The organism is Buttiauxella sp. BIGb0552 (genome assembly GCF_004366275.1).
GTDB classification, from domain to species: Bacteria; Pseudomonadota; Gammaproteobacteria; order Enterobacterales; family Enterobacteriaceae; genus Buttiauxella; species Buttiauxella gaviniae.
In genome coordinates this window covers 1-22,649 of record NZ_SODY01000004.1, presented here as the reverse complement: position 1 = coordinate 22,649, position 22,649 = coordinate 1, and the positions used below count along the sequence as shown (strand labels likewise).

Annotated in this window: 21 protein-coding genes and 1 rRNA gene; 8 read left to right on the top strand and 14 right to left on the bottom strand. The window is 49.2% G+C overall.

All coding sequences use genetic code 11. The features are described 5' to 3' along the window. Nucleotides 1-2 precede the first annotated feature (2 nt). The 9 genes from recO to rpoE form a co-directional block, all read right to left on the bottom strand. Nucleotides 3-740: a DNA repair protein RecO gene (recO, locus tag EDF88_RS12255; protein ID WP_034459297.1), complete on the bottom strand. Its 738-nt coding sequence runs from the start codon at nt 738-740 to the stop codon at nt 3-5. 4 nt (nt 741-744) lie between these two features. After that, a complete protein-coding gene (era, locus tag EDF88_RS12250; protein WP_064513120.1) occupies nt 745-1,653 on the bottom strand; it encodes a GTPase Era in 909 nt (302 codons plus the stop codon). Beyond that, nucleotides 1,653-2,333, bottom strand: a complete 681-nt coding sequence (gene rnc / locus EDF88_RS12245) for a ribonuclease III (protein ID WP_064513123.1) — start codon at nt 2,331-2,333, stop codon at nt 1,653-1,655. The genes era and rnc overlap by 1 nt, the downstream gene beginning before the upstream one ends. A gap of 170 nt (nt 2,334-2,503) precedes the next feature. Further along, entirely contained in the window at nt 2,504-3,478 is a 975-nt protein-coding gene (gene lepB, locus EDF88_RS12240) for a signal peptidase I (protein WP_034459309.1), read from the bottom strand. A gap of 14 nt (nt 3,479-3,492) precedes the next feature. Further along, nucleotides 3,493-5,292, bottom strand: a complete 1,800-nt coding sequence (gene lepA, locus EDF88_RS12235) for a translation elongation factor 4 (protein WP_064513124.1) — start codon at nt 5,290-5,292, stop codon at nt 3,493-3,495. A 204-nt stretch (nt 5,293-5,496) separates the two neighbouring features. Continuing rightward, complete coding sequence (gene rseC / locus EDF88_RS12225; RefSeq protein ID WP_064513126.1) at nt 5,497-5,976, bottom strand: SoxR-reducing system protein RseC; 480 nt, start codon at nt 5,974-5,976, stop codon at nt 5,497-5,499. Next, on the bottom strand, nt 5,973-6,929 hold the full coding sequence (gene rseB, locus EDF88_RS12220) for a sigma-E factor regulatory protein RseB (protein WP_064513128.1): 957 nt from the start codon (nt 6,927-6,929) through the stop codon (nt 5,973-5,975). Before rseB ends, rseC begins: the two co-directional genes overlap by 4 nt. After that, the gene (gene rseA / locus EDF88_RS12215) at nt 6,929-7,576 is read right to left on the bottom strand and encodes an anti-sigma-E factor RseA (RefSeq protein WP_064513130.1); all 648 of its coding nucleotides are present in this window, start codon (nt 7,574-7,576) and stop codon (nt 6,929-6,931) included. Before rseA ends, rseB begins: the two co-directional genes overlap by 1 nt. A 31-nt stretch (nt 7,577-7,607) precedes the next feature. Continuing rightward, nucleotides 7,608-8,183, bottom strand: a complete 576-nt coding sequence (gene rpoE, locus EDF88_RS12210) for an RNA polymerase sigma factor RpoE (protein WP_034459318.1) — start codon at nt 8,181-8,183, stop codon at nt 7,608-7,610. A gap of 434 nt (nt 8,184-8,617) precedes the next feature. Between rpoE and nadB the strand changes: the two genes are divergently transcribed. Further along, the gene (gene nadB / locus EDF88_RS12200) at nt 8,618-10,234 is read left to right on the top strand and encodes an L-aspartate oxidase (RefSeq protein WP_134184893.1); all 1,617 of its coding nucleotides are present in this window, start codon (nt 8,618-8,620) and stop codon (nt 10,232-10,234) included. Here nadB and EDF88_RS12195 read toward each other — a convergent pair. Further along, the gene (locus EDF88_RS12195; protein WP_064560373.1) at nt 10,219-10,956 is read right to left on the bottom strand and encodes a tRNA1(Val) (adenine(37)-N6)-methyltransferase; all 738 of its coding nucleotides are present in this window, start codon (nt 10,954-10,956) and stop codon (nt 10,219-10,221) included. The genes nadB and EDF88_RS12195 overlap by 16 nt on opposite strands. Nucleotides 10,957-11,089: 133 nt before the next feature. Between EDF88_RS12195 and srmB the strand changes: the two genes are divergently transcribed. After that, nucleotides 11,090-12,412, top strand: a complete 1,323-nt coding sequence (gene srmB, locus EDF88_RS12190; protein WP_064513137.1) for an ATP-dependent RNA helicase SrmB — start codon at nt 11,090-11,092, stop codon at nt 12,410-12,412. A 176-nt stretch (nt 12,413-12,588) separates the two neighbouring features. Here the strand turns inward: srmB and grcA are convergent, their stop codons facing one another. Continuing rightward, a complete protein-coding gene (gene grcA, locus EDF88_RS12185; protein WP_064513139.1) occupies nt 12,589-12,972 on the bottom strand; it encodes an autonomous glycyl radical cofactor GrcA in 384 nt (127 codons plus the stop codon). A gap of 320 nt (nt 12,973-13,292) precedes the next feature. Between grcA and ung the strand changes: the two genes are divergently transcribed. Further along, nucleotides 13,293-13,973: a uracil-DNA glycosylase gene (gene ung / locus EDF88_RS12180; protein ID WP_064513143.1), complete on the top strand. Its 681-nt coding sequence runs from the start codon at nt 13,293-13,295 to the stop codon at nt 13,971-13,973. Nucleotides 13,974-14,027: 54 nt separating this feature from the next. Here ung and EDF88_RS12175 read toward each other — a convergent pair whose 3' ends face one another. After that, nucleotides 14,028-15,089, bottom strand: a complete 1,062-nt coding sequence (locus EDF88_RS12175; protein ID WP_064513145.1) for a tRNA/rRNA methyltransferase — start codon at nt 15,087-15,089, stop codon at nt 14,028-14,030. A 210-nt stretch (nt 15,090-15,299) separates the two neighbouring features. Here EDF88_RS12175 and trxC point away from each other — a divergent pair, with 210 nt between their 5' ends. The 5 genes from trxC (at nt 15,300) to EDF88_RS12150 (ending at nt 21,039) form a co-directional block, all read left to right on the top strand. Beyond that, nucleotides 15,300-15,719: a thioredoxin TrxC gene (gene trxC / locus EDF88_RS12170; protein WP_134184891.1), complete on the top strand. Its 420-nt coding sequence runs from the start codon at nt 15,300-15,302 to the stop codon at nt 15,717-15,719. A 72-nt stretch (nt 15,720-15,791) separates the two neighbouring features. Further along, complete coding sequence (locus tag EDF88_RS12165; RefSeq protein WP_064513148.1) at nt 15,792-16,493, top strand: tRNA-uridine aminocarboxypropyltransferase; 702 nt, start codon at nt 15,792-15,794, stop codon at nt 16,491-16,493. Nucleotides 16,494-16,525: 32 nt separating this feature from the next. Further along, a complete protein-coding gene (gene pat / locus EDF88_RS12160; RefSeq protein ID WP_134184889.1) occupies nt 16,526-19,186 on the top strand; it encodes a protein lysine acetyltransferase in 2,661 nt (886 codons plus the stop codon). Nucleotides 19,187-19,300: 114 nt separating this feature from the next. Further along, entirely contained in the window at nt 19,301-20,656 is a 1,356-nt protein-coding gene (gene pssA / locus EDF88_RS12155) for a CDP-diacylglycerol--serine O-phosphatidyltransferase (RefSeq protein WP_134184887.1), read from the top strand. A gap of 59 nt (nt 20,657-20,715) precedes the next feature. After that, a complete protein-coding gene (locus EDF88_RS12150; RefSeq protein WP_134184886.1) occupies nt 20,716-21,039 on the top strand; it encodes a YfiM family lipoprotein in 324 nt (107 codons plus the stop codon). Here EDF88_RS12150 and EDF88_RS12145 read toward each other — a convergent pair. Together EDF88_RS12145 and rrf are read right to left on the bottom strand one after the other, a co-directional pair. Next, nucleotides 21,036-22,340: an MFS transporter gene (locus tag EDF88_RS12145; RefSeq protein ID WP_064513156.1), complete on the bottom strand. Its 1,305-nt coding sequence runs from the start codon at nt 22,338-22,340 to the stop codon at nt 21,036-21,038. The genes EDF88_RS12150 and EDF88_RS12145 overlap by 4 nt on opposite strands. A gap of 216 nt (nt 22,341-22,556) precedes the next feature. Further along, nucleotides 22,557-22,649, bottom strand: a 5S ribosomal RNA gene (gene rrf / locus EDF88_RS12140); the annotation flags it as partial.

The following is a 22,649-nucleotide window of genomic DNA, read 5'->3' as shown; positions in this document are numbered from 1 at the left end:
CGTTATTGCGGGTCTTGAGGTGATTTGAGTGGTCGAATTTTGGGCACAAACTGGCGGAACAATTCGCGGCTTTTGAGAGGTTTGCCGCCAAGATAGGGTTTTAATGCCATACGCGTAAAGCGTTTAGCCGCGCGCAACGTGGCGACGTCAGGAAACTCACGGTTAGCAAGCGCTCTTAATTCATGGCCGGTGAAGCTGTAATGATCGACAACCAGGCTTGCGATAAACCCTTTTTCTTCACGGTATCGATAGGTCATGGTGTCGCTAACTTCTTCGCCGCTTCCTGCGCAATGCAGAAAATCCACGCCATACCCCAAATGCCCAAGCAGAGCCAATTCAAAACGGCGTAAAGCAGGTTCGGGTGAACCACTCGTTCCAGCGAGAGCCTGAATACAGTGGAGATAATCGAAGAATAATTCGGAGAAACGGGTTTCGTCTTCCAGCACGCGTGAAATCAGCTCGTTGACGTACAGGCCGCTGTAAAGCGTGATACCACTCAAGGGAAGTGCAAGAGAGACAGCTTCGGCGCTACGGAGCGTTTTAACTTCACCACGTCCGCCCCAGCGAACCAGCAAAGGGGTAAAGGGTTGTAGAGTCCCTTTGAGATTAGAGCGGCGAGAACGAGCTCCTTTCGCAATTAAACGAACGCGCCCGGACTCTTCAGAAAAAAGATCAAGTAGAAGGCTGGTTTCGCTCCAGGGGCGACTATGCAGGACAAAAGCCCGTTGCCAGCCTTCCATTCTCTTATTTCAGATCGTCGGTATAACCCAGGCTACGCAGCGCGCGCTCGTCGTCTGCCCAACCGGATTTCACCTTAACCCACAGTTCAAGGTGGATTTTGGCTTCAAACATCTCTTCCATGTCTTTACGCGCTTCGATACCGATGGTTTTGATTTTGGCGCCTTTATTGCCAATAACCATCTTCTTCTGGCCTTCACGTTCAACCAAAATCAGGCCATTGATGTCGAAACCACCACGAGCATTCTCTACAAACTGTTCAATTTCAACGGTAACGGAATATGGCAGTTCCGCACCCAGGAAACGCATCAGTTTTTCACGGATGATCTCAGACGCCATGAAACGCTGTGAACGGTCAGTGATGTATTCTTCCGGGAAGTGATGAATTGCTTCTGGTAGACGCTTGCGAACAATGCTTGCGATTGTGTCTACGTTCATACCGTGTTCCGCAGAAATAGGCACGATATCAAGGAAGTTCATCTGGCTGCCGAGGAATTGCAGGTGCGGCAACAGAATGCCTTTGTCCTGAACGTTATCGACTTTGTTCACCGCAAGAATTACCGGCGCGCGCGCATCACGCAGTTTGTTGAGCACCATCTCATCGTCGGCGGTCCACTTCGTGCCTTCGACAACGAAGATAACCAGCTCAACATCACCGATGGAGCTGCTGGCAGCTTTGTTCATCAGGCGGTTGATGGCGCGCTTTTCTTCCATATGCAGCCCCGGGGTATCGACGTAAATCGCCTGATACGGGCCTTCAGTATGGATACCCATAATGCGGTGACGAGTAGTCTGCGCTTTACGGGAAGTGATAGAGATTTTTTGCCCAAGCAACTGGTTTAGCAGCGTGGATTTGCCGACATTCGGGCGACCAACGATGGCCACGAATCCGCAAAAGGTTTGTTCTTCGCTCATTATTCCAGCTCCAGCTTGATAAGCGCCTGCTCAGCTGCAGCCTGTTCCGCTTTACGGCGGCTTGAACCAGTACCAACGACCGGTTCAGGCAGGCCACTCACCTGACAGTGAATGGTAAATTCCTGATCGTGCGCTTCACCACGAACCTGTACCACCAAATAAGATGGTAGCGGCAAGTGGCGACCCTGCAAATACTCTTGCAGACGCGTCTTAGGGTCTTTTTGCTTATCGCCTGGGCTAATTTCATCCAGACGAGATTGATACCAGGAAAGAATTAAACGCTCAACATTCTGGATATCGCTGTCGAGGAAAACACCACCAATTAAGGCTTCGACGGTATCGGCCAGAATAGATTCGCGGCGGAAACCACCACTTTTCAACTCACCCGGCCCAAGGCGCAGACATTCGCCTAATTCAAATTCACGGGCAATTTCTGCCAGAGTATTTCCACGCACAAGCGTTGCACGCATACGACTCATATCACCTTCGTCTACACGAGGAAAACGATGGTAAAGCGCGTTTGCAATAACGTAGCTAAGAATGGAGTCACCCAGAAATTCCAGACGCTCATTGTGCTTGCTGCTGGCACTTCGATGCGTTAATGCCTGCTGCAACAGATCCTGATGTACAAAAGTGTAGCCCAGCTTACGCTGCAGCCTATTAATTACGATGGGGTTCATGCGATACCAATTAATGAATGCGTCAATTATTCAGCACACGGAACAGACCTGAAAAAGAGAACCAACGCTGTTTCGTTTGCCGTGGCTCCCTTATGGGAGCCAACCTTAATACGGGGGGATATTCTATAGATAACGACATAGAAAGTCGTTATCTGAATAGATTTAATTGATCAATGAATTCCGCCAATACGACTTAAACGAACACCCGTTGGCCATTCACCCTCTTGTTTCTCAAAGCTCATCCAGATAGTGGTTGCTTTACCGACCAGATTTGCCTCAGGAACAAAGCCCCAATAACGGCTATCAGCGCTGTTATCGCGGTTATCACCCATCATGAAATAATGGCCCGGTGGCACAATCCACGTAGCAAGTTGCTGGCCCGGTTGCTGGTAATACATACCCAGTTGGTCTTGAGCGATTGGCACAGTCAAAATGCGGTGGGTCACATCACCCAGTGTTTCTTTGCGCTCAGACAGGCGAATCCCGTCTTCTTTGGTCTGGTTCAGAGGCAACTGGAAGAAACCAGAATTAGCTTCACTACCATTACGACGCGCAAAAGTCTGCACAAAATCACTTGGCTCTACATTGCTGTAGGTAATTGGCAGAGCGTTATCACATGCCTGGCCCGAACTGCAATTTGGCTGAATAGTGACTTCTTTTGCCACTGGATCGTAACTGACGCGATCGCCCGGTAAGCCAACAGCACGCTTGATGTAATCCAGACGTGGATCTTGTGGATATTTGAACACCACAATATCACCGCGTTTTGGGTGACCCGTTTCAATGAGCGTTTTCTGGTAAATCGGATCTTTAATACCGTAAGCAAATTTCTCCACCAGGATAAAGTCGCCAATGAGTAACGTTGGCATCATTGATCCTGATGGAATCTGGAACGGTTCATAAATAAATGAACGTACGATCAAAACAATAGCGAGCACCGGGAATACGGATGCCCCCGTTTCTAACCAACCTGGCTTAGGTGCGACTTTTTTTAGCGTTTTGCTATCAAGTGCATCACCAGTGGCAGCTTGCGCTGCCGCCTGTTTTTCATGACGCTTTGGCGCAAAAATAAATTTATCAATACACCATAAAAGGCCCGTTACCAGCGTCGCTATCACGAGGATTAGCGCAAACATATTCGCCATGCCAACTCCTTAATTTATTTGCTGTCTTTGCCGACGTGCAGAATGGCGAGGAACGCTTCTTGAGGCAATTCGACGTTACCGACTTGCTTCATACGCTTCTTACCGTCTTTCTGTTTCTGCAACAGCTTTTTCTTACGGCTGACGTCACCGCCGTAGCATTTTGCCAATACGTTTTTACGCAACTGTTTCACAGTAGAGCGCGCGATGATATGTGCGCCGATAGCCGCCTGGATCGCAATATCAAACTGCTGGCGTGGGATCAGCTCTTGCATCTTCTCAACCAACTGACGACCACGGAACTGCGAGTTACCACGGTGCGTGATCAATGCCAGGGCATCAACACGATCGCCGTTAATCAGAACATCTACACGCACCATGTCAGAAGTCTGGAAGCGTTTGAAGTTGTAATCCAATGAAGCATAGCCACGGGATGTTGATTTCAGACGGTCGAAGAAGTCGAGAACCACTTCAGCCATTGGAATTTCATAAGTCAATGCAACCTGGTTACCGTGGTAAACCATGTTGGTCTGCACACCGCGTTTTTCGATACACAGAGTGATAACGCTACCCAGATATTCCTGTGGCATCAGCATATGACATTCTGCAATTGGCTCACGCAGTTCTGCGATGTTATTCAGTGCTGGCAGCTTAGATGGGCTATCAACATAGATAGTTTCGCCGGTCGTGGTTTCGACTTCGTAAACTACTGTAGGTGCTGTGGTAATCAGGTCAAGATCGTATTCGCGCTCCAGACGTTCCTGAATGATTTCCATGTGCAACAGACCCAGGAAGCCACAGCGGAAGCCAAAGCCCAATGCGGTGGAGCTTTCTGGCTCATAGAACAGTGAAGCATCGTTCAGGCTAAGCTTACCAAGCGCATCACGGAAGTTTTCGTAATCGTCAGAGCTAACCGGGAACAGACCTGCATAAACCTGCGGCTTCACTTTTTTAAAACCTGGCAGCGCTTTATCTGCCGGGTTACGCGAAAGGGTCAGGGTATCGCCGACCGGTGCACCAAGAATATCTTTGATTGCACAGACCAACCAGCCAACTTCACCACAGCCCAGAACATCTCGATCAACACGTTTCGGTGTGAAAATGCCCAGACGGTCAGCGTTATAAACCTGGCCGGTGCTCATTACTTTGATTTTGTCGCCTTTTCTCATGGTACCGTTTTTGATACGCACCAGAGAAACAACGCCAAGATAGTTATCGAACCATGAGTCAATGATCAGAGCCTGCAATGGCGCTTCCGGATCACCTTCAGGGCCTGGGATATCACGCACCAGACGTTCAAGAACATCAGTCACACCAAAACCAGTTTTTGCCGAGCAACGCACAGCATCGGCGGCATCGATGCCAACGATGTCTTCAATTTCTTGCGCAGCACGTTCAGGATCAGCTGCTGGCAGGTCAATTTTGTTCAGAACTGGAACCACTTCCAGATCCATTTCCATCGCGGTGTAGCAGTTTGCCAGAGTCTGAGCTTCTACACCCTGCCCGGCATCTACCACCAGCAACGCACCTTCACACGCTGCAAGAGAGCGGGAAACTTCATAAGAGAAGTCAACGTGGCCAGGGGTGTCGATGAAATTCAGGTGATAAGTTTCACCATCAGATGCTTTGTAATCCAGCGTAACGCTTTGCGCTTTGATGGTAATACCACGTTCACGCTCCAGATCCATGGAGTCAAGAACCTGGGCTTCCATTTCACGGTCGGACAAGCCGCCGCAAATTTGGATAATACGGTCAGACAGCGTCGATTTGCCGTGGTCGATGTGGGCAATAATAGAAAAGTTACGTATATTCTTCATAGTTAGAGGTTTTATGCCTTACAAATCCGGGAAAGCTCGGCGCAATGCGCTGTACAGAGCATGATGTCAATGGCTGTCTTTTGCCTGAAACGCCGCATTCTACACTACAACGAGAAAGCGAGGAAACAGGTCATCATGCAAGCGTAGCTGAGTGATGAAAAGCCGGTGGAATGTGTGTCAAATAGATAGTGGGCAGAAGAGGCTTCACCGATTGTCCGCAGAAGTAACAGTTTCGACTCTCAATGCATCAGGCGGCAGAGCAACGCTTAAAATAACAGGCTGCCAGGTTTCACGACGACTGAGCTTCAAAGAGAAGCCGCGCGCGATAAGAAAACCACCAACCCCACCCAGCAACGCACCACAAATCGCCGCAAGGTTTGTCCCAAACAGCGCCTGGAAAAGGGCTGATACCAGAAATAAACCGACTAACGGTGACATATAAACCAGCAATGCTGAGCCGATCAGACTGCCTTCCGTAATACCCAACTCGACTTTTTGACCCACCACCAGCGGTGTATCGCAAGCAACCGATAAAGTGTGGCTGGTCTGTGGGCCGAGTTTATTGAGTATGCGACTGCCACAGCCTGCGCGGGAAGCGCAGCTGTTGCAGGAGGTTTTCACGTCGCAGCTAAGTTGCGCTTCACCATTATGCCAGGAGACAACGGTCGCCCACTCTTTGATCATTGCGCAGCCTTGAATTTTATACTGTCAGCAATACGTTTTGCAGTTTGCGGAGGCAATTCACCCACAATGGTGATCTCAGTTTTGTCACGAACCTCAGAACTGACCGTACGGCGCCCCGTGCGTAATAGCTGATCGGTACTATTACTTACAGCGCGGCTAATGTTTACCGAGAAGCTAAACAAGCCATCAGAATAGAGACGTGATTCAATCGGGACATCAACAGTTGGCAATGGACGACGGCTGCTGGATACCTCGCTAAAACCTTGTGGCAACCAAGTCGGTGCCCAGGAGAAATTCACTTTCTCAGCACCTGGAACCGATAGCAAAGGCGGTAAATTTGCCTTTGCCAGAGTTTGCATCATGGTATTTGCTTCTTTGCTAACGTTGAAAGAAATAACGCGGAATTGTTCCAACGTTTCGCCATCACGATCCAGCAAATCAACGCGCAGTGGTAATTTGGTTTCAGAGTCCATCCACACCATGTAGCTGTAACGCGTACCGTCTCGTGCCACAACACGAATGACTTCACACAGGCGATCGGCTATACGCGTACGACCAACAGAGATGAAGTCGTAATAAGGGGTAAGACGTTTGAAATCGGTGTAGACGATTGATGGGAGCGAATCAACGATGTAATCCCCAGTGAGCGTAAACGGCTCAAGTCCTGGTTCAAAATAGCTGATTTCACTGCCACGCTGGACAACCTCACGACGTGGGCCATCCATCTGAAGCAATTGTGCAAGTGGACGATTATCAAGCCTTGCATGGCGATAGCGTAAAGACTCTATCCCCTGCTTATTAATGCTGATAAATGCCAACTCATAATTGAGTGACTGACTTGCCTGGTTCATCTGCTGCAACAATGCCCCGGACGAAACAGTGTCCGCCGAGGCATTTGAGGTGAACAACAGGCTGCTTGTCATAAGAGACAGGGCATACCAAAGTTGCTTCATTACTGCGATTGAGTTCCTAAAGTTTGGTTTCCTGGCACTTGTACCGCAGCTTGCTGGGTTTGTGCCTGTTCAAACTGGAGTTGCTCGGCGTGTAAACGACGCTGCAATTCGTAATCTTGCAACATAGCATTGATACGTCGACGCTGTTCCTGTACCTGCTGCTGACCTGTGCTGGCTGTGCTGTCAGACGGCACACCCAAACTTACCGGACTTGCTTTACCCATCATTGGCAAAGTGTTAAACACCGGAGCCTCGGGCTGAGCAGGGTTGTCAGACTGGCCATTATAGTGCTGCACCCCGACGATTACCGCAAGCGATACGCATGCTGCAACGCCCATTTGGGTGAGTTGGCTTGCCCACGGACGAACCTTATTCCAGAATGACATTTTCTGCCATTGCTGAGGTTCGGGCTGCTGTTCAGTAATGAGTGGCGTGACATTACGCACTGGCTCATTTTCAATTGCGGCCATGACGTTGGCTGCAATATCAAAATGAAGTAATTCACTGGTATCGCCGCGCATAGTATCGCGGATTAGGTGGTAGCTCTCCCAGCTGTTCTGCAATGTTTTGTCTTTCGACAAAGTACCGAGCAGTTCGCTATCCAGAGTTTCCCCATCCATTAAAGCGGAAAGCTGTTCTTTCTGCATGCCTAATTACCCTTCCAGTAACCCGCTATCGTCAACGCCTGATAAGCGGTTGAACTTTATTATCAATAGCTTCCCGTGCACGGAAAATACGAGAACGTACAGTCCCTACTGGGCAATCCATGATGACGGCTATTTCTTCATAGCTCAAACCATCCAACTCCCGCAACGTAATTGCCATGCGTAAATCTTCCGGGAGTGACTCAATAGTACGGAAAACTATTTGTCTCAGTTCTTCAGACAACATTAAGTTCTCAGGGTTCGAAATTTCTTTCAATGCGCTGCCACTTTCGTAGTTTTCCGCATCAATTGCGTCCACATCGCTAGATGGAGGACGACGTCCCTGAGCAACCAGATAATTTTTTGCCGTGTTGACCGCTATTCGGTACAACCATGTATAAAACGCGCTATCGCCGCGGAATGAATCCAGCGCACGATAAGCTTTAATGAAAGACTCCTGCACCACATCAGGAACATCTCCTGAAGGCACATAGCGGGAAACCAGACTCGCCACTTTATGCTGATAACGAATTACCAGTAAATTGAATGACTTCTGATCTCCCTTCTGGACCCGTTCGACGAGGACTTGATCCGTTAACTGCTCGCTCATCCGAGGTAATGTCTCCCCAAACCTATTTCCACGCGTAATTGAAAAGCCACCCGAACTCTGCATATTTGAGCAAGTTCACGGTTGGAGCGCTCGATTTGAGCAAAGTTCCGTTACGCCTTTGTTTTCCTGATCTGTTCCACGAATTATCTCTTCTTGATTATAAGTTTCGTGGCACAAACCGTAACACCTTTTTTATCCTAAAAGGCGATCGCTAAACTGCTTGCAGAGTATCGCATGAATCATGATTTTTCATCAGAAAATCTGCCACTAACATCGGACCTGTAACAAATATGGCTTATCCAGCACATAATTCAGATGAAACTGAGATCTTCAGCTCTTTTGTTTAGTTCATATAACACTGAATTAAAAAAAGCGTGTTAGAGCCCACATCGGGTGATATGCTGGCCCAACCTTTGTTTAGTAAATTAAACACGATGAACGCAAATTCCGAACTAGCTTGTGATGTATTAATCGTCGGTAGCGGAGCTGCTGGCCTCTCTCTTGCTTTACGGCTTGCCGAAAACAGCAAAGTTATTGTTCTGAGTAAGGGCCCAATCAATGAAGGCTCAACATTCTATGCTCAGGGCGGTATTGCCGCCGTGTTTGATGAAACGGACAGCATCGATTCACATGTTGAAGATACGCTTATTGCCGGAGCCGGGATTTGCGACCGGGATGCGGTAGAGTTTGTCGCCAGCAATGCACGCCATTGCGTGCAATGGTTAATCGACCAGGGTGTATTGTTTGATACCGAAATTCAGGCAAATGGTGCGGAAAGTTACCATTTGACCCGCGAAGGTGGACACAGCCATCGCCGAATTCTCCATGCCGCTGATGCAACGGGTAAAGAAGTTGAAACCACACTCGTCGGCAAAGCACTGAGCCACCCTAATATTCGCGTCATTGAACGTAGCAATGCAGTCGATCTTATTGTCTCGGACAAAATTGGCCTGCCGGGCACGCGTCGCGTTGTCGGTGCCTGGATTTGGAACCGCAACCGCGAAAAAGTAGAAACTTGCCGTGCAAAAGCGGTCGTTTTAGCTACCGGTGGCGCATCAAAGGTTTATCAGTACACCACAAACCCGGACATCTCTTCTGGCGACGGTATAGCCATGGCCTGGCGTGCGGGTTGCCGTGTCGCCAACCTGGAATTTAATCAGTTCCACCCTACCGCTCTCTTCCATCCGCAAGCGCGCAATTTCCTGCTGACCGAAGCATTGCGCGGTGAAGGTGCCTATCTCAAGCGCCCGGACGGCTCGCGCTTTATGCCTGATTTTGACGAGCGTGGTGAACTGGCGCCGCGAGATATCGTGGCACGCGCCATCGATCATGAAATGAAACGCCTGGGTGCAGATTGCATGTACCTGGATATCAGCCACAAACCGGAAGAGTTTGTGCGCCACCATTTCCCGACTATCTATGAAAAGCTGATGGGACTGGGTATCGATATCACCAAAGAACCGGTACCTGTCGTTCCTGCTGCGCACTACACCTGCGGTGGCGTGATGGTCGATGAGAATGGGCGTACTGATGTTGACGGGCTTTATGCTATCGGCGAAGTGACTTATACCGGCCTGCATGGCGCAAACCGTATGGCATCAAATTCACTGCTCGAATGCCTGGTTTATGGCTGGTCAGCGGCAGAGGATATTATCAAGCGTATGCCATACGCCCGCATTTCCAGGTCATTACCCGACTGGGATGATAGCCGCGTCGATAACCCAGATGAGCAGGTTGTTATTCAGCATAACTGGCATGAGCTGCGTTTATTTATGTGGGATTACGTCGGTATTGTGCGATCGACGCGCCGCCTGGAACGCGCATTGCGCCGTATCACCATGTTGCAGCAAGAAATCGACGAGTACTACGCCAACTTCCGTGTCTCGAACAATTTGCTGGAACTGCGCAACCTGGTGCAGGTTGCAGAGTTGATTGTGCGCTGCGCCATGATGCGGAAAGAAAGCCGGGGTCTGCACTACACGCTGGACTACCCGGATTTAGCCGAAAACGCCGGGCCAAGCATTCTCTCGCCGCTCTACATAAATAAGTAGAAATCCTGGGTCAGGCTGCAGTAGCCTTCTGAATACTGCTGGTCTGGCCCACGAATCGTTAATCGATCGGTATAATATTCACCGTCTGTCGGTGACAGCGCCAGCATGACACGATGCGGCAAGCGCGTTTCGTTATCAGCAACGTCGGTACGATAACGAACATGCCATCCCTGCTTTTTAGCCAGTTCAGTAAACGCCGTTCCCGCCGTTTCAGGCATGATTACACAGAAAAAACCGTCTTCCGTAATTAACTGCGTTGCGCTGTTTAACAACGCGCTATGATCCAATGTCGTGGTGTAGCGCGCCTGTGCACGTTCTGCCGATGCACAATTGCTGCCCTGTTCAAAGAATGGCGGATTACTGACAATCAGCGAATACCGCTGTGTTGCCTGCTCAGCCCATTCGCGGATATCTGCACAATGCACTGTTATGCGCGGGGCCCACTGGCAACCTTTGGCATTTTCCGCAGCTTGCTCAGCGGCAACGGGATCAAGTTCCACAGCATCGATCGTGACATTATCAGGAGTGCGTTGCGCGAGCATCAGCGCCAACAAACCACTACCTGTGCCGATGTCCAATACGCTAGTCACGTTTGCCACAGGCACCCAAGCGCCAAGCAGTGTGCCATCTGTACCGACTTTCATTGCGCATCGATCGTGCGCGACAAAGAACTGTTTAAAGGTGAATCCATCACGACGCAATACTGCTTTTTGACTGCACATCTTAGCTACCCTATAGAGAAACGGGTGTAGCATAGGGGAAACTCGCTGCCAGGAAAAGCGTCAGTTACCCACACAAACAGATGAAGATCGCAGCCATAACGTCTATAATCGGCGCCCTACATAGAGGAAGACCATGACTGTAACCACTTTTTCCGAACTGGAACTTGACGAGAGTTTGTTACTCGCGCTCCAGGACAAGGGCTTTACCCGCCCGACAGCTATTCAGGCTGCCGCCATTCCACCTGCACTTGAAGGGCGTGATGTCCTCGGTTCCGCGCCAACCGGTACCGGTAAAACAGCCGCTTATTTGCTGCCTGTGTTACAGCATTTGGTCGATTTCCCGCGTAAGAAATCTGGCCCACCACGTATTTTGATCGTCACGCCAACGCGTGAACTGGCAATGCAAGTGGCCGATCACGCTCGTGAACTGGCAAAACATACACATCTTGATATCGCAACCATCACCGGTGGCGTAGCTTATATGAACCACGCGGAAGTGTTCAGCGAAAATCAGGATATTGTCGTTGCAACCACGGGTCGTCTGCTGCAATACATCAAAGAAGAAAACTTTGATTGCCGTGCGGTAGAGACACTGATTCTTGATGAAGCCGATCGCATGTTGGATCTGGGCTTTGCGCAGGATATCGAAACCATTGCTGCTGAAACACGCTGGCGCAAACAAACCATGTTGTTCTCCGCAACGCTTGAAGGCGACGCGATCAAGAACTTCGCAGAGCGTTTGTTAGAAGATCCGGTAGAAGTTTCTGCAACCTCCTCAACTCGCGAGCGCAAGAAAATCCACCAGTGGTACTACCGCGCAGACAACGTTGAGCATAAAACGGCAATGCTGGTGCATTTGCTTAAGCAACCAGACACTACACGTTCAATCGTGTTTGTTCGTAAACGCGACCGTGTGCATGAACTGGTTGCGTGGCTTCGTGAAGCGGGTATTAACACCTGCTACCTCGAAGGCGAAATGGTGCAGATGAAGCGTACCGAAGCTATCAAGCGTTTGACTGATGGCCGTGTGAGCGTGTTGATTGCGACCGATGTTGCCGCTCGTGGTATCGATATTCCAGAAGTAAGCCATGTGTTCAACTTCGATATGCCGCGTACTGCTGACACTTACCTGCACCGTATCGGGCGTACAGGCCGTGCTGGCCTCAAAGGTATCGCTATTTCCCTGGTTGAAGCGCATGACCATTTGCTGCTTGGCAAAGTTACGCGTTACATGAAAGAACCAATGAAAGCGCGCATTATCGAAGAGCTGCGCCCAACGACCCGCGCACCAAGTGAGAAACTCACTGGTAAGCCGTCGAAGAAAGTGCTCGCTAAGCGCGAAGAGAAGAAGAAAGACGATAAAGAAAAACCGCGTGTGAAAGTTCGTCTGCGCGATAAAAAGAATGTCGGGAAGCGCCGTAAACCAAGCAGTGCGAAAACCGATTCAGCTGAATAAATCGTCAGCGATCATAAAAACCGTCTCTATGGAGGCGGTTTTTTTACGTTCTGAGTTAGCATTTTAACCGTTTCATAACAGTTACTGACTCAAAGCCATAAAAAAGCCGGTGCAATGAGCACCGGCTTTTTAAATCTTAAATACTGTATACCCGAAATAATTCGAGATGCAGGATATTAGAGGCTTGCAGTAAAAGTACGTGCAATAACATCACGCTGCTGTTCTGCAGTCAGTGAGTTGAAACGTACTGCATAGCCAGATACACGAATGGTCAGCTGCGGGTATTTTTCTGGGTGCTTAACTGCGTCTTCCAGAGTCTCACGACGCAGAACGTTCACGTTCAGGTGCTGACCACCTTCTACACGAACTTCAGGTTTTGCTTCAACTGGGATTTCGCGATATTCGATTTCACCCAATTTGCTCACTTCTACAACTTCGTCTTCTGCAAAACCAGCTTTAGCACAAACACAACGCGCTTCGCCTTTCTCGCTGTCCAGCAGCCAGATAGAGTTCAGGAGTGAATCATTTGCAGCTTTAGTAATTTGGATACCAGTAATCATTTTATTTCTCCCTAAGGGCTAATTTTGTGATTCTATTTCGGGCCATAAACTGGCTCATTGGTAAAACCATTGTTGCGTTACTGATCTTTATACTAGCCAAACCAGCTTCAAACTTTGATTTAAATCAATTAAATCCATGCCTTCTATGTGCCTATGATATCATTTATTTGTTTTACATCAACTTAGTTAAGCTAGTGAAAATTAAAAATTATGTAAATTTTCAAATTTTTTTAGGTTTCACGCTTATCCGCCGTTCATCCATTTTGCTTAGAAGAAAGAAGTGGTTAAGCTAGTGGCATTCCGAATCGCAGGAGAGCGAGATGACAACCCCCCTCACATGGCACGATGTGCTGGCGCAAGAAAAGCAGCAGACCTATTTCACAAACATACTGGCGACAGTTACTGAACGGCGTGCTGCTGGAGTCACGGTTTATCCTCCGCAGAAAGATGTGTTCAACGCATTCAGGTTTACTGAGCTGGGTGATGTGAAAGTCGTGATCCTTGGTCAAGACCCTTACCATGGGCCAGGACAGGCGCATGGGCTGGCCTTTTCTGTGCTTCCCGGCGTTGCAGTGCCGCCATCATTAGCCAATATGTATAAAGAGCTACAGACCGATATTGCTGATTTTACGCGGCCAAACCACGGCTATCTGGAAAGCTGGGCGCGCCAGGGCGTATTATTGCTCAATACCGTACTGACTGTTGAAGCAGGCAATGCGCATTCACATGCGAAATTAGGTTGGGAGACGTTCACGGATAAAGTGATAGCGCTTATCAACGAACACTGTGAAGGTGTGGTCTTTTTGCTATGGGGTTCGCACGCGCAAAAGAAAGGTAGCTTTATCGATCGCAATCGCCACCATGTTTTACAAGCTCCCCATCCTTCGCCTTTATCAGCACATCGTGGGTTTATGGGCTGCGGTCATTTCTCTAAAACTAATGAGTATCTGACTGAGCGCAACCAGCCAGCGATTAACTGGACGCCTGTATTGCCAGATTAAAGAGACAAAAAAGCCAGCTTTCGCTGGCTTTTTAAAGCAGTCATTAACAAAGCATCACGCTTTGTTTTGACGCCACCATTCCGAGAGCAACACACCGGTTGCTACTGATACGTTCAGGCTTTCAACATTACCAGTACCGGTAATCGCCACGCTCATATCAGCATTTTCGAAGGTTGCATCGGAAACGCCTTCGCGTTCCTGACCTAACACCAGAACCATTTTCTTCGGCAACTCAGCTTTGAAAAGCGGAGTTCCTTTGTGGCTTGATGTTGTGACAATCGCATAACCGGCTTTACGGAATTGCTCCAGACCGTCTTCGAAAGTCTCGCCGCTGATGGCTTCAACATGCTCCGCACCGCCTTCAGCAGTACGAACAGCAGCACCAGACTCCAGCATTGCCGCATCTTCTACCAGTAAACCTTTCACACCGAAGTGTGCACAGCTGCGCATAATGCCGCCGAGGTTGTGCGGGTTAGCCACGTTTTCCAGCGCCAGTACACAATCTTCTTCACCAGCTTTAGAAAGCCAGCTATCAACTGTGATACCACGACGCTTTTTAATGATGAAACAAACGCCACCGTGGTGCTCAGTACCTGATGCTTTCACTAACTCAGCATCATCTACCACATGGTAGGCTTTACGGTTTGCTGCCATCCAACGTAATGCTTCTTTGAAACGCGGAGTCACGCTCTGGACAAACCAGGCGCGTACGATGCAATCAGGGCGGCTCAAGAACAGCGCCTGGCAAGCATTTTCACCGTAAACACGAGTTTCTTCCGCACGCTGGCGGCGAATCACTTCAGGGTCAACAATTGGTCTGCCATTGGCACCCATTTGTTCGCCTGCTTCAACTACTTCTTCTCTTGGCGGTCGTGAAACCGTACGCCACGGGTTATCACCGCGATCGTCACGATCATCACTACGATTCCGATCACGCCCGGCGCCAGGCTTATCATCGCGACGTGGACCACGACGGCCCTCACCACGTGACGGTGCCGCCGGACGCCCACCACCTTTACCTGTGCGCGGGTTTTGGCTGCGTTTTTCGCTGTCATCGTCACCGCGGACATACATCACTTTGACCTTGCCGCTTTTACCTTTAAATTCGTCGTTCATTCTTCTCTCCACCTGGCTGAGCGCGTGGCGCGCAGATTACCCGATGTGGCACGGCTTAGCCATTAACTTTGGTCGAAAGCCAATAACTATTATATCCATCGAATAAATCACTTGGCTGGTACTCTATTAATCGCTGATAATATTTAACATATAAGAAACATTACTGACGAGTTGACTGTTTTCAGACAACGTATCCTTTAGAGGTTAGCTATGAATACCGTTTGTGCCGCCTGCCAGGCGATTAATCGCATCCCCGATGAGCGTATTGATGACGGTGCGAAATGTGGCCGTTGTGGCCATGAACTATTTGATGGTGAAGTGATTAATGCCACCAGCGAAACGCTGGATAAATTGCTGCAAGATGATTTACCCGTAGTCGTGGATTTCTGGGCGCCGTGGTGTGGGCCATGCGTGAACTTCGCGCCAATCTTCGAAGATGTGGCGGAAGAACGTAGCGGCAAAGTGCGTTTTGTAAAAGTGAATACAGAAGCAGAGCCGGCACTGAGCGCACGTTACCGTATCCGCAGTATTCCAACCATAATGGTGTTCAAAAAAGGTGAAATGGTCGACATGCTAAACGGTGCGATGCCTAAAGCACCGTTTGATAGCTGGTTGAACGAAAACATCTAACTTCACGGGTACGTTTATTGTGCCCGAATGCCTCATCTACGTTAGAATGGCGTTTTTAAGCTTGTTTATCTGATGACTGAAAACGCCGTCTTACGTCTTCGTGCCGAACGCCTGGCGCGTGCAACCCGCCCTTTCCTTGCTCGTGGTAACCGCATCCGCCGTTGTCAGCGTTGCTTGCTGCCGCTAAAACAATGCCTGTGCGAAACACTACAGCCACAAAACGCACGTAGCCGTTTCTGCCTGGTGATGTTCGACACCGAACCGATGAAGCCGAGCAATACCGGGCGACTCATTGCAGATATTTTGCCGGATACCGAAGCTTTTCAGTGGTCACGAACCGAACCACCGCAGGCCCTGCTCGATTTAGTCAGCTCCCCGGATTACCAACCGATGGTCGTATTCCCCGCTTCTTATGCAAGCGTTGGGCGAGAAGTGCTGACCGTGCCGCCCAAAAGTGGCAAACCACCGCTTTTCATCATGCTCGACGGCACATGGACTGAAGCGCGTAAAATGTTTCGCAAGAGTCCTTACCTGGACAATCTTCCGGTCATTTCAGTGGACTTGAGTATTGTCTCTGCTTATCGGCTTCGTGAAGTTCATGCTGACGGGCAATACTGCACCGCAGAAGTCGCAGCAGCTTTACTCGCACTGGCCGGCGATGAACACGCAGCTGTTGGGCTAACCGAACATTTCACGCTGTTTCGTGAGCGATATCTGGCAGGCAAACCCCATCATCAGTCCAGCATCACAGCAGCAGAACCAGAAAGCGTTTAAACTCACTGAGTTAATTCTCAGGGGAGAGAGCAATGAGTCAACGTGGGCTGGAGGCGCTATTGCGTCCCAAATCAATCGCTGTTGTCGGGGCTTCTGCGAAAACCGATCGCGCAGGCTACTTAATGATGCGCAATCTTCTGGCTGGAGGTTTTAATGGCCCGGTCATGCCTGTAACGCCCAGCCATAAAGCGGTTTGCGGCGTTCTTGCCTGGCCTGATATCGCAAGTCTCCCTTTCCCGCCCGATCTTGCCGTCATTTGCACAAACTCAAAACGTAATCTCGAACTGCTACAAGCTCTGGGTGAAAAAGGCTGCAAAGCCTGCATTATTCTCTCTGCCCCACCTGAGCAACTCCCTGAATTATTAGCCTGCGCCACCCAATGGCAAATGCGTCTGCTGGGGCCAAACAGCCTCGGCTTGCTTGCGCCATGGCAAGGTCTGAATGCGAGTTTCTCACCCGTCCCAATTCAAAAAGGTAAACTGGCCTTTATTTCGCAATCAGCGGCGGTTTCGAACACTATTCTGGACTGGGCTCAGCAACGTGAAATGGGCTTCTCATGGTTTATCGCGCTCGGTGACAGTCTCGATATTGATGTTGATGAGCTACTGGATTACCTGGCTCGCGACACCAAAACCAGCGCCATTTTGCTTTACCTGGAACATTTGAGCGACGCTCGTCGCTTTGTTTCAGCGGCGCGAAGTGCTTCGCGTAACAAACCGATTCTGGTGATTAAAAGCGGCCGCAGTGCCAAAGCACAAGAACTACTGAAAACCCATATCGGACTCGATGCCGCATGGGATGCCGCCATTCAACGTGCTGGTCTATTGCGCGTTCAGGACACTCATGAGCTGTTCTCAGCGGTAGAGACGCTAAGCCATATGAGGCCATTACGCGGTGAACGCTTAATGATTATCAGCAATGGTGCAGCTCCCGCCGCCCTGGCATTGGATGAGCTATGGCTGCGCAACGGCAAACTGGCGACACTGAATGATGAAATACTCGATAAGCTCAGGAGCGCTTTGCCTGTCAGTGTTGAAAGTGGTAATCCGTTAGATTTACGCGACGATGCCACTCCGGAACGCTACCTGCACGCGGTTGAAACGCTACTTGATAGCCAGGATTATGATGCCCTGATGATCATCCATGCCCCGAGTGCTGCAGCCCCTGGGACGGTAAGCGCCACCGAGTTAATCGACTTAATCCACAAACATCCACGCGGCAAATACATCACGTTAATAACCAACTGGTGTGGCGAGTTTTCCTCTCAGGAAGCCAGGCGATTGTTCAGTGACGCGGGTATCCCGACTTACCGCACACCTGAAGGTGCGATAACCGCATTTATGCATATGGTGGAATATCGTCGAAATCAGAAACAGCTGCGTGAAACGCCAGCGTTACCTGTCAATCTGAAAGCCAATGCCAGTGAAGCTCATGCTCTCCTGCAACAAGCACTGACCGAAGGAGCCACCTCTCTCGATACCCATGAAGTGCGACCTATTTTACAAGCGTACGGGCTAAACACGCTGCCAACCTGGATTGCCGGTGATAGCGCGGAAGCTGTGCATATTGCAGAACAAATTGGTTATCCGGTCGCCCTGAAATTACGCTCCCCTGATATTCCCCATAAATCTGAAGTTCAGGGTGTCATGTTGTACCTGAGAACCGCCACTGAGGTTCAACAAGCCGCTGATGCCATCATTGATCGAGTGAAAATGACCTGGCCACAGGCACGTATCCACGGGTTGTTGGTCCAAAGTATGGCTAACCGGGCAGGAGCACAGGAGCTGCGGATAGTGGTTGAGCATGATCCCGTCTTTGGCCCTCTGATTATGCTGGGCGAAGGCGGCGTCGAGTGGCGCCCCGATCAGCAGGCCGTGGTGGCCTTACCGCCACTCAATATGAATCTTGCCCGTTATTTGGTTATTCAGGCGATCAAAAGCGGCAAAATACGTGGGCGCAGCGCATTACGCCCGTTAGATGTGCCCGGTATCAGCCAGGTACTGGTGCAGGTCTCAAACCTGATTGTGGATTGCCCGGAAATCCAGCGTCTGGATATTCATCCGCTTTTAGCCTCCGGTAATGAATTCACTCTTCTAGATGTGACTTTGCAGCTCGGTAAATTTGACGGAGATGCAGAAACACGATTAGCGATCCGCCCCTATCCGTACCAACTTGAAGAAAATGTGACTCTCAAGAACGGCGAGCAATGCCTGTTCCGCCCGATCCTTCCGGAAGATGAGCCCTTGCTTCAACAGTTTATTTCTCTGGTTACCAAAGAAGATCTCTACTATCGCTACTTCAGTGAGATCAACGAATTTACCCATGAAGATTTAGCCAATATGACCCAGATCGACTACGATCGAGAAATGGCATTCGTCGCAGTGCGCCAAAAAAATGGCGAGAGTGAGATAATCGGCGTCACGCGCGCGATCTCTGATCCCGACAATATCGATGCGGAATTTGCTGTGCTGGTTCGTTCTGACCTGAAGGGTTTGGGATTGGGGCGGCGATTACTGGAAAAACTGATTGCCTATACCAGTGATCATGGGCTGCAAAGATTAAATGGCATTACGATGCCGAACAATCGTGGCATGGTCACTTTGGCCAGAAAACTCGGATTTGATGTCGATATACAACTGGAAGATGGCATCGTAAGTCTGGCTCTTCCATTGATAAAAAGCATAGATTCGTGAGTAAGGTACTGGAAAACTTACTCACTTTGCGGGTCAGTAGTGGTATTATCAGCAGGTTCTGACGTCTGGATTTTGCAGAAGGCCATCCAATGAATAGAGAAGATACGCACTGTGATGTTGTCTAAATTTAAACGTAATAAACATCAACAACACCTTGCCCAATTGCCGAAGCTTTCTCAGTCAGTTGATGATGTAAAGACCCTTTTCTCCCCAGCGGATTTCCGTGAAGTTCTGCTGCAAAAAATTGCGAGCGCAACTCGCCGCATCTGTATTGTCGCATTGTATCTTGAACAAGATGATGCTGGTAAAGCCGTGTTAACCGCGCTCTACCAGGCAAAACAGCAACGCCCGGAAATTGAAGTAACCGTTCTGGTGGACTGGCATCGCGCGCAGCGAGGACGCATCGGAGCCGCCGCGACCAATACCAATGCTGACTGGTATCATCGTATGACCGAGGAGTATACCGGCGTAGATATTCCAGTGTACGGCGTGCCAGTGAACACGCGCGAAGCATTAGGCGTTCTGCATTTCAAAGGTTTTATTGTTGATGATTGCGTGATTTACAGCGGTGCCAGTGTGAATGACGTCTATCTGCATCAGCATGATAAATATCGTTATGACCGCTATCAGGTCATCTGTAACCCTCAGCTTTCCGACATCATGTATAACTGGATGCAAGAAAATCTGGTACATGGTCGTGCGGTACATCGCCTGGATAAACTACACAGGCCAAAAAGCCCAGAGATCAAAAATGATATTCGTTTGTTCCGCCAGGAACTGCGAGATGCCAGTTTTCATTTCCAGGGTAATGCCGATAACGAACAGCTTGCCGTTACGCCATTAGTCGGGCTGGGTAAAGCTAGCCTGCTCAATAAAACCATCTATCATTTGATGCCGTGTACCGAGCAGAAACTTGTTATTTGTACGCCTTATTTCAACCTTCCTGCGGTGCTGGTGCGTAACATTATTACGCTCTTACGCGAAGGGAAACAGGTCGAGATTATTGTCGGTGATAAAACCGCGAATGATTTTTATATTCCGGAAGATCAACCGTTTAAAATTATCGGTGCCTTACCTTATCTCTATGAAATAAACCTTCGTCGCTTCCTGAGCCGCTTACAATACTACGTTAACAGCGGGCAATTAATTGTTCGCCTGTGGAAAGATGACGATAACAGTTACCATCTGAAAGGCATGTGGGTCGATGATGAGTGGATGCTGCTGACCGGTAATAACCTCAACCCGCGAGCGTGGAGACTGGATCTGGAGAATGCAATTCTGATTCACGATCCAAAACAAGAACTTACGGCGCAGCGTGACCATGAATTAGATTTGATTCGGACTCACACCACGGTCGTTCAACATTATCGTGATTTGCAGAGCATCGCGGAATATCCGGTTAAAGTGCGCAAGCTTATTCGCCGCTTACGCCGTATCCGTATAGACCGTTTGATAAGTCGTATTCTGTAATTCATCGCTATACTGAAAAGCCCTGCTTGCAGGGTTTTTTTGTAGCCAGAGGATCATGAATGCTGCGTTTTTTACTCCCCTCAATATTCCTTCTTAGCGGTTGCAGCCATATGGCACAAGACCAATGGCATGGTCAGGATAAAGCACAGCACTTTATCGCATCGGCTATTTTATCCGCAGCAGGGAACGAATATGGCCAGCATCAGGGCTGGAGTGACTCCCGTAGTGCGAATTTTGGTTTCTTATTTTCGGTAAGTCTTGGGGCCACGAAAGAATTATGGGATAGCCGCCCGGCTGGAAGTGGATGGAGCTGGAAAGATTTCACATGGGATGTAGCCGGTGCAGCCACCGGCTATGCAATATGGCAATTTGCTAAATATTAAAGTTTTATGCCCTTCCCTTTGCGGTGTAGCAATAGCGATACCAGAAACGCCAGCGCCCCCATTCCTGAGACATACCAGAAAAATGCAGTCTCCATTCCGATGGATTTAAGTGAGAGCGCAACATATTCAGCCGACCCGCCAAACAAGGCATTTGCAACCGCATACGAAAGGCCAACACCTAATGCACGTACCTCAGGTGGGAACATCTCGGCTTTCAAAATACCACTTATTGAAGTGTAAAAACTGACGATCAGCATCGCGAGAATGACCAGACCGAATGCGGCATAAGGTGAGCTAACGCTTTGTAAAGCAGTCAGAATTGGCACAGTCATCACCGTTGCCAGGCCACCAAAGCACAACATCGAATTTCGACGACCTATTTTGTCGGACAACGCACCAAAGAAGGGTTGCACCAACATAAAGATAAACAATGCGAAGGTCATTAATGCGCTGGCTGTGTTGGCATGCATCCCTGCAGTATTGACCAGGTACTTTTGCATGTAAGTTGTGAAGGTATAGAAGCTAAGTGACCCACCGGCTGTGAACCCGAGTACCATAATAAAGGCTCTACGGTTTTTCCAAAGCCCACCCAGAGTCCCTGCATCTTTGTGTTCCCGGGTCGCTTTATCTGAAGTTTCATCTAATGAACGGCGTAAATAGAGGGCGACAACGGCAAGTACTGCGCCCAGTGCGAAAGGTATCCTCCATCCCCATTCACGCAACTCTCCATCACTGAGAACTTGTTGAAGTACAACCACAACGAGTAGCGCTAAAAGTTGCCCACCAATGAGTGTTACGTATTGAAAAGACGCATAAAAACCTTTCCGCCCTTCTACTGCAACTTCACTCATATAAGTTGCACTCGTACCGTATTCCCCTCCAACAGATAGCCCCTGAAATAAACGAGCAAGCAACAAAAGTGCCGGTGCCCAAGTGCCAATCGAGGAATAACCGGGCAAACAGGCGATTACCAGAGATCCAAAACACATCATGCAAACAGAGATGAGCATCGAGTTTTTACGCCCGTGCTTGTCGGCAATATAACCAAACAGCCAACCACCAATCGGGCGCATTAAAAAACCTGCGGCAAATACCCCGGCAGTTTGTAGAAGTTGTGTTGTGCTATTGCCCGAAGGGAAGAAGATATGTGCAAAGTAGAGTGAACAGAATGAGTAGACATAGAAATCAAACCATTCAACCAGATTCCCCGATGAGGCTCCCACAATTGCCCAAATACGACGACGTGTATCTGAACCTGTAAGCGTTCCGCTGTCCTGATGTGTTGTTGCTGTTTCAGTCATTTTTTAATCCCCTGTCTTCCTGAATAAGCGTAAAGCCCAAAGATTCAGTAAAGCAGGTGATTATTTAGATGCTATTCAGAGTTGTCTGTTTTGAGGTAGTTACGTCAAGAATTGTGAGCAAGCTAATCTTTTTATCTGCATGTCGGTGAATTTTCATAAATCGCATAAAACAAAAAAGCCCCATGCTTTCGCATGAGGCTTGTTTGTTTATTTGGAGCCTGGCAGTTCCCTACTCTCGCATGGGGAGACCCCACACTACCATCGGCGCTACGGCGTTTCACTTCTGAGTTCGGCATGGGGTCAGGTGGG